The sequence below is a fragment of the Embleya scabrispora DSM 41855 genome (genome assembly GCF_000372745.1).
Lineage (GTDB): Bacteria > Actinomycetota > Actinomycetes > Streptomycetales > Streptomycetaceae > Embleya > Embleya scabrispora.
Genome location: NZ_KB889724.1, coordinates 1 through 13848 on the forward strand (window position 1 = coordinate 1; position 13848 = coordinate 13848).

At 71.8% G+C, this 13848-nt stretch carries 13 protein-coding genes; 7 read left to right on the top strand and 6 right to left on the bottom strand.

Features of this window, described 5'->3' with window-relative positions; genetic code table 11:
- A partial coding sequence (locus tag A3IC_RS60425) for an amino acid permease (RefSeq protein ID WP_158696365.1) occupies positions 1 to 1092 on the bottom strand: 1092 nt, incomplete at its 3' end.
- A 331-nt stretch (positions 1093 to 1423) separates the two neighbouring features.
- On the opposite strand from A3IC_RS60425, the gene A3IC_RS0146100 reads away from it, so the two are divergent.
- From A3IC_RS0146100 to A3IC_RS0146110, 3 genes are all read left to right on the top strand, one after another.
- Positions 1424 to 2125: a CBS domain-containing protein gene (locus tag A3IC_RS0146100; RefSeq protein ID WP_026219523.1), complete on the top strand. Its 702-nt coding sequence runs from the start codon at positions 1424 to 1426 to the stop codon at positions 2123 to 2125.
- Positions 2126 to 2135: 10 nt separating this feature from the next.
- Positions 2136 to 2606 carry a Crp/Fnr family transcriptional regulator gene (locus A3IC_RS0146105; protein ID WP_020556840.1) on the top strand — a complete coding sequence of 157 codons (471 nt, stop codon included), beginning with the start codon at positions 2136 to 2138 and terminating at the stop codon, positions 2604 to 2606.
- Positions 2607 to 2934: 328 nt separating this feature from the next.
- Positions 2935 to 3843 carry a universal stress protein gene (locus A3IC_RS0146110; RefSeq protein ID WP_020556841.1) on the top strand — a complete coding sequence of 303 codons (909 nt, stop codon included), beginning with the start codon at positions 2935 to 2937 and terminating at the stop codon, positions 3841 to 3843.
- A gap of 207 nt (positions 3844 to 4050) precedes the next feature.
- Here the strand turns inward: A3IC_RS0146110 and pflA are convergent, their stop codons facing one another.
- From pflA to A3IC_RS0146130, 4 genes are all read right to left on the bottom strand, one after another.
- A complete protein-coding gene (gene pflA, locus A3IC_RS0146115; RefSeq protein ID WP_052174109.1) occupies positions 4051 to 4830 on the bottom strand; it encodes a pyruvate formate-lyase-activating protein in 780 nt (259 codons plus the stop codon).
- A 5-nt stretch (positions 4831 to 4835) separates the two neighbouring features.
- Positions 4836 to 7103 carry a formate C-acetyltransferase gene (pflB, locus tag A3IC_RS0146120; RefSeq protein ID WP_020556843.1) on the bottom strand — a complete coding sequence of 756 codons (2268 nt, stop codon included), beginning with the start codon at positions 7101 to 7103 and terminating at the stop codon, positions 4836 to 4838.
- Positions 7104 to 7714: 611 nt separating this feature from the next.
- Complete coding sequence (locus tag A3IC_RS0146125; protein WP_245599856.1) at positions 7715 to 8377, bottom strand: response regulator; 663 nt, start codon at positions 8375 to 8377, stop codon at positions 7715 to 7717.
- A 60-nt stretch (positions 8378 to 8437) separates the two neighbouring features.
- Complete coding sequence (locus tag A3IC_RS0146130) at positions 8438 to 8878, bottom strand: CBS domain-containing protein (protein WP_020556845.1); 441 nt, start codon at positions 8876 to 8878, stop codon at positions 8438 to 8440.
- Positions 8879 to 9565: 687 nt separating this feature from the next.
- Here A3IC_RS0146130 and A3IC_RS0146140 point away from each other — a divergent pair.
- The 4 genes from A3IC_RS0146140 to A3IC_RS63560 all read left to right on the top strand — a co-directional run bounded on the left by A3IC_RS0146140 (position 9566) and on the right by A3IC_RS63560 (position 12831).
- The gene (locus tag A3IC_RS0146140) at positions 9566 to 10456 is read left to right on the top strand and encodes a universal stress protein (protein ID WP_040878491.1); all 891 of its coding nucleotides are present in this window, start codon (positions 9566 to 9568) and stop codon (positions 10454 to 10456) included.
- Between the two features lie 313 nt (positions 10457 to 10769).
- Positions 10770 to 11417: a hypothetical protein gene (locus A3IC_RS0146145; RefSeq protein ID WP_020556848.1), complete on the top strand. Its 648-nt coding sequence runs from the start codon at positions 10770 to 10772 to the stop codon at positions 11415 to 11417.
- Between the two features lie 101 nt (positions 11418 to 11518).
- Positions 11519 to 12256: a DUF6544 family protein gene (locus A3IC_RS60435; protein WP_020556849.1), complete on the top strand. Its 738-nt coding sequence runs from the start codon at positions 11519 to 11521 to the stop codon at positions 12254 to 12256.
- A 104-nt stretch (positions 12257 to 12360) separates the two neighbouring features.
- On the top strand, positions 12361 to 12831 hold the full coding sequence (locus A3IC_RS63560; RefSeq protein WP_020556850.1) for a pyridoxamine 5'-phosphate oxidase family protein: 471 nt from the start codon (positions 12361 to 12363) through the stop codon (positions 12829 to 12831).
- Here the strand turns inward: A3IC_RS63560 and A3IC_RS67100 are convergent.
- Positions 12740 to 13456, bottom strand: coding sequence for a CoA-binding protein (locus A3IC_RS67100; RefSeq protein WP_158696366.1), 717 nt, complete (start codon positions 13454 to 13456; stop codon positions 12740 to 12742). The two genes, A3IC_RS63560 and A3IC_RS67100, sit on opposite strands and share 92 nt — an antisense overlap.
- Positions 13457 to 13848: the final 392 nt, after the last annotated feature.

The following is a 13848-nucleotide window of genomic DNA, read 5'->3' on the forward strand; positions in this document are numbered from 1 at the left end:
GAAGCTGCTGTAGGCGGCCACCGTGATCAGTGAGGCCAGGACGGTGGCGGCGAGGATGCCGAAGACGGGGGTGTCGCCGCGCTTGCGGGCGAACGCCTTGGGGAACAGGCCCTCGCGGGCGGCGGCGTAGGGCATCTCGGCGCAGATCATCGTCCAGCCGCCCAGCGCGCCGATCCCGGAGACGATCGCGGCGACCGCGACCGCGTTCCCGGCCCATGAACCACCCGCCATGTGGTCGGCCGCGTCGGTGAACGGCGCGGTGGAGGAGACCAGTTCGGCGTGCGGGACGGCGCCGAAGACGGCGAGCGTGCCGAGCAGGTAGACCGCNGCGCAGGCCAGCGTTCCGTACACGGTGGCGCGTGGCACGTTGCGGCCGGGCTCGCGGACCCGGCCGGCCGCGACCGAGACGGTCTCCAGCCCGATGTAGCTGAACAGGGCGATGGCCGCGGCGGCGGAGATCGCGCCCAGTGGGGATCCGCCTCGGGCGTTGAAGGCGCCGAGGTTGTCGGTGTCGAGGAAGAACAGGCCGACGGTGCCCATCAGGATCAGCGGGACGAACTTGAGCACGGTGGTCACGATCTGGAAGGCGCCCATGCTGCGCAGGCCGGCGAGGTTGATCGCCGCCGGGATCCACAGGCCCACCAGCGCGATCGCCACCGAACCCCACGTGTTGTGGCCGGTGTTGACGAAGACCTCGACGTAGCCGACCCAGGCCACCGCGATCGCGGCGTTGCCGGCCCACGCGGTGATCCAGTACGACCAGGCGTTGAGGAATCCGGCGAACTCACCGAACGCCTCCCGGGCGTAGACGTAGGGCCCGCCGCTGCCCGGGACCCGCTGGGACAGCCGACCGAACGTGACCGCCAGGGCCAAGGCGCCGAGGGTGACGATGGCGAACGCGACCAGGGAGATGGGGCCGTACGGCGCGAGCGCGGCCGGCAAGGCGAACACGCCCGTGCCGATGATGCTGCCCACCACCAGCGCCGTGGCCGTGGGCAGACCGAAGGTGGAGGCGGAGCTGCTTGCTCCGTCGGCACGCGAACCCGATTCCCGGGCCGGGACGGGGGCGGGAGCCGTTCTTTTCCTGAGCATGGTGAATCCTCGTCGTCGCGATGGGGTCCGACCGGGCGGGGCGATGTGCGGTGAAGGGAACTGCGCCGGCCGAACGTTTGCAGCGTGGCCGCCGGGCGCGCCGGCGCGCCGGTGCCGAAGGTCCCGTCGCCGGCGCCGATGGTCACCGCGCCCGATCGGGCCGTGCCGGCACACCGCGGGAGTGCGTGCCGGACCGGGCCGAACGGCCCTGTACGCCGGGCAACGCGGCCCTGTCGTGGCGTACGGATCGGCGCCACGCTCGTGGTGTCCGGCCGAAGACGTCACCGTCGATGCCCTCGGCGACTCGCGGTACACCAACCAGGGGGTTCGCATGTTGCACCGCAAGATCGAGGACGTCATGACGCGCGACGTCACCACCGTCGGTCCCGACGCCGAGTTCCAGGAGATCGTCGCCGCTCTGGACGCCCGGCGGATCAGCGCCCTGCCGGTCGTCGACGGCGAACGGCGGATCCTGGGCATCGTCTCGGAGGCCGACCTGCTGCGCGCCGAGGTGGAAAAGGCCGAGGACACCCACCTGCTGCCCGGTCTGCGCCGGCTCGCGAACCGGCACTCCAAGGGCGAGGGCCACACCGCGCACGAGTTGATGACCACTCCCGTGGTGAGCGTGGAACCCGCCTCCAGCACACTGCGCGGCGCGCGTTTGATGGACCGCCACCACGTCAAGCGGCTGCCGGTGGTCGACAACGACGGTCGGCTGATCGGCATCGTCAGCCGCTGCGACCTGCTGCGCACCTTCCTGCGCCCGGACGAGGACATCCGCACCGAGATCGAGCGCGACGTGCTGCGCGGCGCGCTGTGGCTGGAGCCCGGCACGATCGAGGTGGACGTGCGCGAGGCCGTGGTGCGCTTGTCCGGGGCGGTCGACAACCGCAGCCTCATCGACATCGTGCTGCGCCTGTGTCGGGCCGTCGACGGCGTCGAGAGCGTGACGCACACCCTGACCTTCGACTTCGACGACAGCCACATCAGGCCGGGCCCGGCGCACTTCGGCCGTCGCTCGTCCGGCCGCTGAGGAGGACTTCGTGTTGCACGTCTCCGGCCGAATCGGCCACATCCCCAAGGAACACCTGGATCGGCTCATGGCCTTCGGCCGGCCGGTCACCTTCGAGTCGGGCGCCCGTCTGTTCGAGGAGGGCCGGCCCGCCCGCAACTTCTGGATCGTCGAGAGCGGCTCCGTCCGCTTGGACATGCACGTTCCCGGCCGACACGCGGCGATCGTGGAGACCCTGGGAAGCGGTGAACTCATCGGCTGGAGCTGGCTGTTCCCGCCATACCGTTGGCATTTGGGCGCCCAGGCCGTCGGCACGGTCCGCGCCGTGGAATTCGACACCGGCGCCGTACGTGCCGAATGCGAGCGCGACTGCGACTTCGGACGCGCCCTCACGCTCGCGTGCGCGCAGGTGATCGCCGCCCGACTCCAGTCGAGCCGGCTGCGCCTGCAGGACCTGTACGGGCCACACGGCTCCGGGGACGACCGCCCCGCGGAAAGCTGAAACCGCGCAGGCTCCGGACACCTCGGGTATCCGGGGCCTGCGGCGTGGCGGGAACCGGCTCGGCCGGCCCTCGATCATCGGTCCGCTCGCATCGGCGTGCCGTGACGGCCCCGTTCACCCGCCGTCCACGGCTGCGTCCACATCGCGTGGGGCCGAACGGCCCTGCCGGCCCCGACCCCGGCGCCGCGCGGTGGTCGTCGGCGGGGAGGATTCACCACTCTCGGCGCCGCCCGCGGCGTGTACGTACGAACAGCCGCGTCGAATGCGCCCCGACAACTCACGCGCAGGCATTGCGCGCCAAATCCTCACTCGACCCCAGGAGTTCGATATGAACGACAACACACCGGCCGGCGGAATCGGCGAAGCCGGTGACGGGCCCGAACGCGGTCACGTCATCGTGGGTGTGGACGGTTCCCCCGTCTCGGACCTCGCCACCGACCGGGCCGCCGACGCCGCGGCCCGCCGACACGTGCCCCTGGAGGTGTTGCACGTCGTCGAATGGTCACCGACCCGCGAAGAGGACCACCAGGCGGCGCAGTTGCGCGAGGTGGCGGCAGCCCTGGTCGACAGGGCGGCGGAGCGGGCCCGCCTTCGGCACCCGGACCTGAGGATCGTCACCACCGTCGTCCTGGCGCACACCGTCGCCGCGCTGGAGGAGGCCGGCGACCGCGCCGCGCTGCTGGTGCTCGGAAGTCGTGGCCTGGGCGGATTCGCGGGTCTGCTGATGGGCTCGGTGTCGTTGTCCGTCGCCGCCGGCGTGCGTTGCCCGATCCTGATCGTTCGCGCACGACAGACGAGCGCCCCCGAGGACGAGCCGGGTAGCGTCGTGGTCGGCGTGTCCCAGTTCGACTGCTCCCTCGCCATCGAGGCCGCGTTCGCCGAGGCGCAGGCCCGCGGTGTGCCTCTGCGTGCCGTCTACGCCCGGTCGCACCCGTCGTCGCCCGCCGCGCCCTACGCGGCCCCGTTGTGGGCCGCAGACAACGGGTACAAGGCTGCCGAGGCCGACCTCGCGGCGGCGCTGGCTCCCTTCCTCGACCGGTACCCGCACGTGTCACTCACCGAGCAGGTCGTCCGCGACACACCCGCCCACGCGCTTGTGGGCACCAGCGACGAAGCCGATCTGGTCGTCCTTGCCGCCCATCGTCGACACGCCCGTTTCGGTGCCAATCTCGGCCACGTCACGCACACCCTCCTCCACCACTGCAAGGCGCCCGTGCTGTTGATCCCCGTCGACTGATCGGTCTCGACCACGCCGGAACGGAAACCGCCGGGCGCGCCACCGCCGGCGGTTTCCGTCGTGCGTGAGGCGGCGATACCGGACGGGTTGACGGTCGCCCTCGCGCGACCCGAAACGAGCCGGTGACCTGCGGTCGAACCCGCAGGTCACCGGCTTTTCACGCTCGCGGACGGCTCGGTACGAGCGCTCCCGCTCCCGCTCTCCCGCTCAATAGGCACGCAGTCCGTGCGCGCGGAATTGCGCGCGGACGCGGTCGACGAGTTCGATCGTCGGCGGCGGGGTGTCCCGCAGGGGGAAGACGATGCCGAGTTCGTCGTACTTGGCGGCGCCGAGTTTGTGGAACGGCAGCACGTCCACGCGTTCGACGTTGCCCAGCTCCGCGGCGAACGCCGCCAACGCGTCGATCATGGCGGCGTTCTCGGTCGACTGCGGAACGAGGACGAAGCGCAGCCACACCGGGATGTCCGCCGCGGCGAGTCTGCGGGCGAACGCGAGAGTGGGCGCGAGTTCACGTCCGGTGAGGCGGCGGTAGTCGATCCGGTCGAAGGACTTGATGTCGAGCAGCACCAGGTCGGTGGCGGCCAACAGTCGATCGCCGGCCCGGGCGCCGAGGAAGCCGGAGGTGTCCAGTGCCGTGTGCAGGCCCAGTTCGCGGCATCGGATCAGTACCGCCTCGACGAAGCGCGCCTGAAGCAGTGGTTCGCCGCCGGTGACGGTCACTCCCCCGCCGGTCGCGAGCAGGAAGTCGCGGCAGGCCGTGATCTTGTCCATCACCTCCTCGACGTCCATCCGCCGCCCGTCGCGCAGGTGCCAGGTGTCGGGGTTGGAGCAGTAGAGGCAGCGCAGCGGGCAGCCGTTCAGAAACAGGACGAAGCGTGTCCCGGGTCCGTCCACGCCCGTGGACATGTCCCACGAGTGCACCATGCCGATGTGGCCGTCGCCGTTCGGGTGGTCCTCGTGTGGGAGCGGACCCGGGATCCGTCGCATCGTGTTCACCTGCTCGCGTGGAAGGTGCGGCTGATCACGTCGAGTTGCTGCTCGCGGGTCAGGCGCACGAAGCGGACCGCGTATCCGGACACGCGAATGGTCAGATCCGGGTATCGCTCCGGGTGCTCCATGGCGTCCGCCAGGGTGGCCCGATCGAGCACGTTGACGTTCATGTGGAAGCCGCCGGACGCGATGTAGCCGTCGAGGAGGCCGACCAGGTTGTCGGCGCGTTCGCTCGGGTCGTGGCCGAGTCCTTCCGGCGTCACCGTCGAGGTCAGCGAGATGCCGTCGCGGGCCAGGTCGTAGGGCAGTTTGGCGACCGACAGGGCGGAGGCGGCCATGCCGTGCCGGTCACGGCCGTTCATCGGGTTGGCGCCGGGGGCGAACGGCGTGCCGGCGCGGCGGCCGTCGGGGGTGTTGCCGGTGTGCTTGCCGTAGACCACGTTGGAGGTGATGGTCAGCACCGACAGTGTGTGTTCGGCGTCGCGGTAGGTGGGGTGCCGGCGCAGTTTGGCCAGGAACGAACGCACCAGGTCGACGGCGATCGCGTCCACGCGGTCGTCGTTGTTGCCGAACGCGGGATATTCGCCCAGGACGCGGTAGTCGACCGCCAGTTGCGTGTTCGGATCGCGGATCACCTCGACACCCGCGTGGCGGACCGCCGAGAGGCTGTCCGCGACCACCGACAGCCCGGCGATGCCGCAGGCCATGGTGCGGTGCGCGGGGTGGTCGTGCAGCGCCATCTCCAGGCGCTCGTAGGCGTACTTGTCGTGCATGTGGTGGATGATGTTCAGCGCGTCCACATAGGTGCCGGCCAACCAGTCCAGAACCTTGTCGAACGCCGCTTCCAGTTCCGCCGCGTCGAGTCGATCCCCGTACAGCGAAAGCGTTTTCGGGCCGACCTGGTCACCGCTGATCTCGTCCCGGCCGCCGTTGATCGCGTACAGNAGGGCCTTGGCGAGGTTGACCCGGGCACCGAAGAACTGCATGTCCTTGCCGACGGCCGTCGCCGAGACGCAGCACGCGATCGCGGTGTCGTCGCCGGTGCGCGGGCGCATCAGATCGTCGGACTCGTACTGGATGGAACTGGTGTCGATCGACACCCGGGCGCAGTAGCGCTTGAAGCCGGCGGGCAGGCGGGGCGACCACAGTACGGTCAGGTTCGGTTCCGGCGCGGGCCCCAGGTTGTACAGGGTCCGCAGGTAGCGGAAGGAGGTGCGGGTGACCAGCGGCCGNCCGTCGGTGCCGATGCCGCCGAGGGATTCGGTGACCCAGGTCGGGTCGCCGGAGAACAGCGCGTCGTACTCGGGGGTGCGCAGGAAGCGGATGATCCGCAGCTTGATCACGAAGTCGTCGATCANCTCCTGCGCGCGGCTCTCGTCGATNCGNCCCTCGCGCAGGTCCCGCTCCAGGTAGACGTCCAGGAACGTGGAGGTGCGGCCGAGCGACATCGCGGCGCCGTTCTGCTCCTTGGTNGCGGCCAGGTAGGCNAGGTACAGCCACTGCACGGCTTCGTGCGCGGTGGCCGCGGGTCGCGCGACGTCGCAGCCGTAGGACGCGGCCATTTCCTTGAGTTCTCCCAGCGCCCGTACCTGTTCGGCCAGTTCCTCGCGGTCGCGGATCACCTCGACGGTGGCGGGCAGNNGNTCCAGGGCGNNGCGNTCGGCGTGNNTGGCCTNGATCAGGCGGTCCACGCCGTACAGGGCCACNCGCCGGTAGTCGCCGATGATGCGCCCTCGGCCGTAGGCGTCCGGGAGCCCGGTGATCAGTCCGGCNCGGCGGGCCCGCAGGATCTCGGGGGTGTANGCGTCGAAGACNGCGTCGTTGTGGGTCTTGCGGTANGTGCCGAANACNGNGCGGACGAACGGGTCCNNCTCGTAGCCGTANGCGCGCAGNCCGGCCTCGACCATGCGCAGNCCNCCGTTGGGCATGATCGCCCGCTTGAGCGGGGCGTCGGTCTGCAGGCCGACGATCAGCTCCCGGTCGCGGTCGATCCAGCCGGGGGCGTGCGAGGTGATCGTGGAGGGCGTCGCGGTGTCGACGTCCAACACGCCCTTGCTGCGCTCCTCGGGGAACAGCGCGGAGACCTTCGTCCACACCGCCCGGGTGCGCGCGGTGGCCTCGCGCAGGAAGTCGCCGTCGCCGGTGTAGGGCGTGTGGTTGGCCTGGATGAAGTCGCGGACGTCGATGGTGTCGTGCCACCTGCCGGGGTGGAAGTCCCGCCAGGGTGTGTGGTCGGTCCGCGGATCGGACGTGACATCGGTGGTGGTCATGACGGCCCTTCGTTCGATGCGATCGACCCGGTCTGCTCACCTCCACGCTCGTCGCCGGCCGAACGGTCGAACAGGGTCCAACGGCCCGGCGGCACGGGCCCGTTGGGCCGAAGAGCGGGGTGTGTGCGGGGGCGCGGGACCGCTCGCGGCGGTTCAGTCCCACCCCGAACGCGGGCGCAGTCGGCGGCCGGTGACGGCGCCGGGGCGGATCCGGGTCCAGACCTCGGCCCCGGCTGCGGCGCGCCGCCCGGCCCGAGGGGGAGCGTTCCGGCGCGGGCCGGGTCGCATCCGGGTGGCACCGTGCCATTGCGGCAGCGGGATGGTCGCGTCGGCACGGACCGGGGCGCGGCGGCATTCATGGACCGTGTGGAGCCGGTCGGCGTAGGGCGATGGGCGCGTGGAGGCCATCGGCCGAGGGGCGGGTCATCCCCGCGCTCACCACACTCGGTCGATGCCACGCACGCGGCGCCGGAACTCGGGTACCTCGCGCAGGGATCGGACGGCGGACCGGAACGCTGAACCGCCGACGTTCCCGAACCCGCTGTCGTCGGGTCCGGGGACGTCGGCACGGCGGATACCGGGCGGACCGACGCGGTCCGGGCCCGCCGGTCTCAGGGCCGGTGTCGCTGGTCGCCCTGGTGCAGCTCGGTCGCGTACACCGCCGCCTGGACCCGGCGTTCCAGGCCGAGTTTGTTCAGCACCGCCGAGACGTAGTTCTTGATGGTCTTCTCCGCCAGGCCCAGGCTTTCGGCGATCTCGCGATTGGTCTGGCCCCGGGCAATGTGCTCCAGCACCTGTTGCTCGCGCTCGCTGAGTCCGGTGGGGCCCGGCTCGGCCGCCGGGCCCTTGCGGACCCGTTCCAGGACGCGCGTGGTCACCGCCGGGTCCAGCAGCGACTGCCCGGCGGCGACCGCGCGCACGGCCGCGATCAGGTCCCGGCCGCGGATCTGCTTGAGCACGTAGCCGGCCGCGCCGGCCATGATCGCCGCGAACAGCGCGTCCTCGTCGTCGTACGAGGTCAGGATCAACGCGTTGATCTCGGGGAAGCGCGAACGCACCTCACGGCACACGTCGATGCCGCTGCCGTCGGGCAGACGCCCGTCCAGGATCGCGACGTCCGGGCGCAGGGCCGGGATGCGCCGCGTGGCCTCGGCGGCGGAGCCCGACTCGCCCACGATCTCGATGTCGGGTTCGCCGCCGAGCAGGTCAGCGAGGCCCCTGCGGACCACCTCGTGGTCGTCCAGCAGGAACACGCGAATGGGCGGTGTCGACACAGCCCTCCTTCAGAGGTCGGTCATGTGTCCGGTGTCGGACGTGGAAGCCGCCCGCGCCTGTCACCGTAGCGGGCGGCGCAGCCCCAGGAGAACGGTCAACAGATCGCGATCGGTCAGCACCCCGAGGGCCGTGCCGTCCTCGTCGACGACGAGCAGGGCGTCACGGCGGTGCTTGAGCAACTGCTCCCCCGCCGTGATCACGTCGGTGTCGGAGGCGACGAAGGTGGTCTCGGTCGCGGCGAGGGCGTGGCCGGCCGTGTGCTGTTTGAGACCCAGCGGGTCCAGGGTCCATACGGCGGCAAGGTCGCGGTCGCTGATCAGGCCGAGCGCCCGATCGCCGTCGATCACGCCGACGTGGTGCAGTTGGGTGGCGACCATCTTGTCCATGGCCGCCCACAGGGTGTCCTCGGTGGTCACCGAGATCACCGGGCCGTGCATCACCTCGCGCACGGTCGGGATCCGCGGGCTCGTGGCGGCGGCGCTCTGCGTTGTCTCGGTCATGGCATGACTCCTGTCGTGTGTGCGAACGACGTCGGGTGTCGCCATTCGCCGAGGAACGCGGTGCCCACGGCGACCACCGGGCACCCGGCGCAGCGCGGGCACTCGCGGATGACGGCCCCGGCGGGCGTCGGTCCGCGTGGCGCGTTCGACCGCCCAGGACCAACAGGCGGCCTCGCGTGCCGCGTCGGGCAGGATCGGCACGGCCCGTCCCTCGATCGGTCGTCGGACGGCGGTGCGGTCGGGGCGGGCGTGGTGTGCGGCCTGTTCTGCCGCGTCCGGTGGTTCGCGGACCCGCCGCGCCGCACGGCCTGGTCGGGGAGGGCGCGCATCGGCGCGTAGTGCGCGTGGTGGGCGGGAGCCGACTCCCGGGCGTGGACCCAGTGCGGTGCGGCTCCGCGCAGGCCCGCCTCGTGGGCGGCCCACCGGACGGGCTCGTGGTCGAGGGAGGGTTCGGGGTCGATGCCGACCACCACGAAGGGCGGGTCACCCCGCGGCGGGCTCATGTCCATGGGTTCCTCCTCAACGAGGTACGACACCCACCCTGCTCCCGCCCGGGCCGGCCCGCACAGGGTCTCTCGGCCCGGACCGCCGGGCCCATCGGCCCGGGCGTCGCGTTGCGCAATGCGTTGCCATGGATTCGAAGAGGCGTCGCCTTCCGCGCGGTTGCCATCGAGAAGGGACAAGTCCATGTCTGCCATTTCGCCCCCGCCCACCGGTCACGTGGTCGTCGGCGTGGACGGTTCTCCCGCCGCGCTCGCCGCCGTCGCCCAGGCCGCCCTGGAAGCGTCGAACCGCGAGCTGCCGTTGGAGATCGTCAGCGCCTGGACGCTGCCGAAGGACGGTCAACTGGACGCCTACGCGGGGCAGATGCGCCGGGAGGCGGAGGACGCGACGAAGGCGGCCGTCGCCCACGTACGGGCACTGCACCCGCGGATCCGGACGATCACCCGGGTCCGCCGGGGGGCCGCGCACGAGGTGTTGCTCGCCTCCGCCGAACACGCTTCCCTCGTGGTGATCGGCAGCCGTGGACACGGCCGGATGGCCGGTCTGTTGTTGGGCTCGGTGAGCCTGTCGGTGGCCGCCTATACACCGTGCCCGCTGCTGGTGGTGCGCGACGGGCGCGACGTCTCGGCCCGGTCGGACGGCTCCGGTGAGGGCCTGGTCGTGGTCGGCGTCGAGGGCAGGGACTGTCGTCCCGCCGTCGAAGCCGCCTACGAGGAGGCCCTGTTGCGGCATCTGCGGGTGTGCGCGCTGAACGCGGTCCCCACGGTGACCCCCTCGCCGATCGGGTTGCCGGCTCCGGCGCTGGAGTCCCTGGCCGCGGCGGACGCGCTGCGTCGCGGCGTGTTGGATGCCTCATTGGCCGCGTCGCGGGCCAAGCACCCCGAGATCGAATCGCAGGTGCGCGTCGTACGCGAGGGAGCGAGCCAGGCGTTGGTGGAGGCGTCCCGCGAGGCCGACCTGGTGGTCCTGGCCGCGCACCGCCGCACGGCCCGCTTCGGCACCCGTCTCGGCCGGGTCAACCACACGGTCCTGCATCACGCCCACGCCCCCGTCCTGCTCGTGCCGGTCGGGTAATCCGACCTGCCGGCCCGGTTCAGGCGCGAGCCCGGCAGGGTGGTCGCCACGTGCTCGACAAGGGCACGCGAAGAGGACTTCGACCCGAGGCGGTCGTCCCCGATCGTCGGGGGCGACCGCCCTTTTCGGTGTGGACTCGCGAAGTTCACCACAACGTCCCGACGACAACCGGCTGTTGGGCTCTCCGATTTCGGGCCGGTCGGCCCTGGGGCGGGGCACCGGGATCGCGGGACATTGGCGTCACGGCCCAGGAGAGCTCGTTCGTGGCCGAGCGTCGAGCACCGGGCCCGGCGCCACCAGGGAGGGAACCGACATGGCAACCGCACACGACCACCGACTGTCCTCGCGCCTGCACCTGCCGCACCGCTCCAACTCGGCGCACCGAACCAGGACGGACGAGCCCGCGCCCGACGTCGTGGCCGACTCCCCGGCGATCGCCGCGATCCGCACCACCGGCGTCGCCGTGGCGGGCCTGCGCGTCCTGCTGGGATTCGTGTTCCTGTGGGCGTTCCTGGACAAGACCTTCGGCCTCGGCTACGCGACCGCGAGCGGCAAGGGTTGGGTCGACGGCGGCTCCCCCACGAAGGGCTTCCTCTCCCACGTGGACGTCGGTCCGATGGCCGGCACCCTGCGCGGCTGGGCCGGGGAGGGCTGGGCGGACGGGCTGTTCATGCTCGGCCTGCTCGGCGTCGGCGCCGCGCTGATCCTGGGCATCGGTCTGCGGTTGGCGGCCGTCTCCGGCACCGCGATGATGGCGCTGATGTGGATCGCCGAATGGCCGCCCGCCAAGCACCTCGACAGCGGGAAGCCCAGCGCCTCCACCAACCCGTTCACCGACTACCACGTCATCTACGCCATCTCCCTGATCGTCCTCGCCGCCGTCGCCGTCGGCAGCCGACTCGGTCTCGGCGCCTGGTGGGCGCGGCTGCCGATCGTCCGCGACCACCGCTGGCTGCTCTGACCGCCACCAGGCTCGGCCGGGTACCGTCCGCGTGACGGACCCGGCCGAGCCACGTGCCGTTCCGACCCGATGTTCTGCGTACCGACAGGAGCCGGAAACTCATGCGCACCCCGCACCCCTCGCCCGAGGAACCCGCCTCCGAACCACCGGCCACGTCCCGCGACCCCGAACGCGGCGAGCCCACGGGCGGGCCACCCGGGCCGATCCGGCGGTGGCTCGCCCACGCGGTGCCGCCCGGCGCGCCGACTCCGACCTCGGTGGAGTTGCGCGCACACGGCCGGATCCGGGTACGGCGATGGTGGTGCCCCTTCGAGTCCCGGCAGACGCTGACCCCGCCCACCGCGTTCCGCTGGGACGCGGATGTGCGCGGACCCGCGGGGATTCGGATCCGCGGATTCGACCGTCTGGACGCGGACGGCGCCGCGATGCGTTGGCGGCTGTTCGGCGTGCTGCCCTTCATCGGCGCGTCCGGTGCCGACGTGACGCGCAGCGCGGCCGGCCGGTTGGCCGGTGAGTTCGTTCTTGTGCCCACCTTCGCGCTGCACCGCGACGTGCGTTGGCAGTCGGTGGACGACACGCGAGCCATCGCTCGTTTCGCCGTCGCCGGCCATCCACAGGAGGTGACGGTGACCGTAACGCCCTCCGGCGCCCTGGCGTCGGTCTCCCTGCCCCGCTGGGGCAACCCCGACGGCCGCCGCCATCGCGAACACCGCTTCTTCGCCACCTTCGACGGCGAGATCTCGCACGGCGGATTCCTCCTGCCGACCGGAATCCACGCCGGCTGGGAGGACACCGGCGCGTTCATCCACTACGACATCGACGCGGCGGACTTCCGCTGAGTCGACCGGTGAGCATGGCCCGTCACGGAGGGTGTGACCCGGTCCACCGATACAGGGCCGTTCGGCCCTGGTCGAAGATCCGATCGAAGTTCGAGAGTGGAAAGATGAGCAAAGACCTCGTGACGAAACGTCCCCTCGACCGCCGGGAGACGTTGGAGTTCATGGCCGGCGCCCAGGTGGGACGTGTCGTCGTCAGCGAGGGCGCTCTTCCGGCCGTGCACTTGGTGGCGTTCGCCTTCGACGGGGAGTCCGTGGTCTTCCGCGCCCCCGCCGACTCCGCGCTCGCGAAGGCCGCGTTGAACGCGGTGGTCGCGTTCCAGGCCGACCACATCGACCCGACCACCCGAACCGGCTGGACGGGCACCATCACCGGCCACGCCTCCCGCGTCCACGCCCCCGCCGCCGTCGCGCGCCTGGAACACCTGCTGTCCGAAGCCGACGACGGGGCGAACCAAGCGTGGTTCTCGATCACTTCCGAGTTCGTCACCGGCCGGCTGGTGCAACACGCCACTGGCACCCTTTCGCCTTCGGGGCAGGCGACCGCGACCGGACCGTCGCTCTCGCCGGGCGCGTGAGTTCGAACCGCCCGCCCGACACCGCGGTCCGTCGACACCACGGTCTGTTTCGACACCGCGGTCTGTCCGGTTCCGCTGCGGCCGACCGCTCTGCGCACCCCGGAGGCGGCGCCGGCAAGCGACGGGACGGAGGCCGGGACCAGGCGGTCCGGACGCGCCGACGATCGACACGCCCCGGGCCGGGTGGCGCTCTACCGGGGGCGACGGCCCGAGGGTAGGCCCGCCGACCGCGCGGTGGGCCGAGCGCGGTGGCCGGATCGGTCTGCGTGATGCCCAGGCAGTTGGGGCCGACGATCCGCATGCCGTGTCGGCGGACGGAGTCGTGCACCCGCGCGGCCTGCTCCGGGGTTCCGCCCGAGGTGATCACGACCAGGGCGCGCACGCCGGCGCGTCCGCAGTCCTCGACCAGCACGGGGACCGCCTCGGCGGGCACGGCCACCACCACCGGATCGGGCACCTCCGGGAGCCGGTCCGGCGTCGGGAACGCCGGCACCCCGTCCACGTCGGTCGCGGTGGGATGCAGCACGGTCAGGGTCCCGGTGTAGTGCGCCGCCTTGAGGTTGCGCAGCAGGGCCGGCACGGTGCCGATGCGTGCCCGGCATCGTCGTTGTACTCGACGACCCACGACTTCACTCCCGTCGTGGGTGAGCGCGATCAGTGCACCGCACCCGGCCCGCCCGGTCGGGCGTACTCACCCGCACCGCGGTCTCGCGCACCCGCCCGCTCCGAGACACCGAGGAACCGCGGGGCCGGGGCGGCGCGGCAGAACCGTCTCACCGTCGACCGCCAGGACCCAGGTCTCGTACGGCGTGCCGAGTTCGCTCATCGGCCGTTCCCTTCGACCGTGGTGCCCGCGCGCCGCTCACGGTCGGCCTCGCGTCGATCGTCTCGGTGCGGCAGGGCCCAGCGGTCCCCCGGGTGGGGGTCCATCGGCCCTGTGGCCGGGCCGCGACGACGAGCAGTGTTGGTGACAAGGGCAGGCACACGCCGGCCCCGAGAGAGGACGTACGCCGTGAG

What these genes read in the sequence shown, in the direction of transcription:
- A3IC_RS0146100 (WP_026219523.1), top strand. Translation starts at nt 1,424, where the DNA reads ATGTTGCACCGCAAGATCGAGGACGTCATGACGCGCGACGTCACCACC.
- A3IC_RS0146110 (WP_020556841.1), top strand. Translation starts at nt 2,935, where the DNA reads ATGAACGACAACACACCGGCCGGCGGAATCGGCGAAGCCGGTGACGGG.
- pflA (WP_052174109.1), bottom strand. Translation starts at nt 4,830, where the DNA reads ATGCGACGGATCCCGGGTCCGCTCCCACACGAGGACCACCCGAACGGC.
- A3IC_RS0146130 (WP_020556845.1), bottom strand. Translation starts at nt 8,878, where the DNA reads ATGACCGAGACAACGCAGAGCGCCGCCGCCACGAGCCCGCGGATCCCG.
- A3IC_RS0146140 (WP_040878491.1), top strand. Translation starts at nt 9,566, where the DNA reads ATGTCTGCCATTTCGCCCCCGCCCACCGGTCACGTGGTCGTCGGCGTG.
- A3IC_RS0146145 (WP_020556848.1), top strand. Translation starts at nt 10,770, where the DNA reads ATGGCAACCGCACACGACCACCGACTGTCCTCGCGCCTGCACCTGCCG.
- A3IC_RS60435 (WP_020556849.1), top strand. Translation starts at nt 11,519, where the DNA reads ATGCGCACCCCGCACCCCTCGCCCGAGGAACCCGCCTCCGAACCACCG.
- A3IC_RS63560 (WP_020556850.1), top strand. Translation starts at nt 12,361, where the DNA reads ATGAGCAAAGACCTCGTGACGAAACGTCCCCTCGACCGCCGGGAGACG.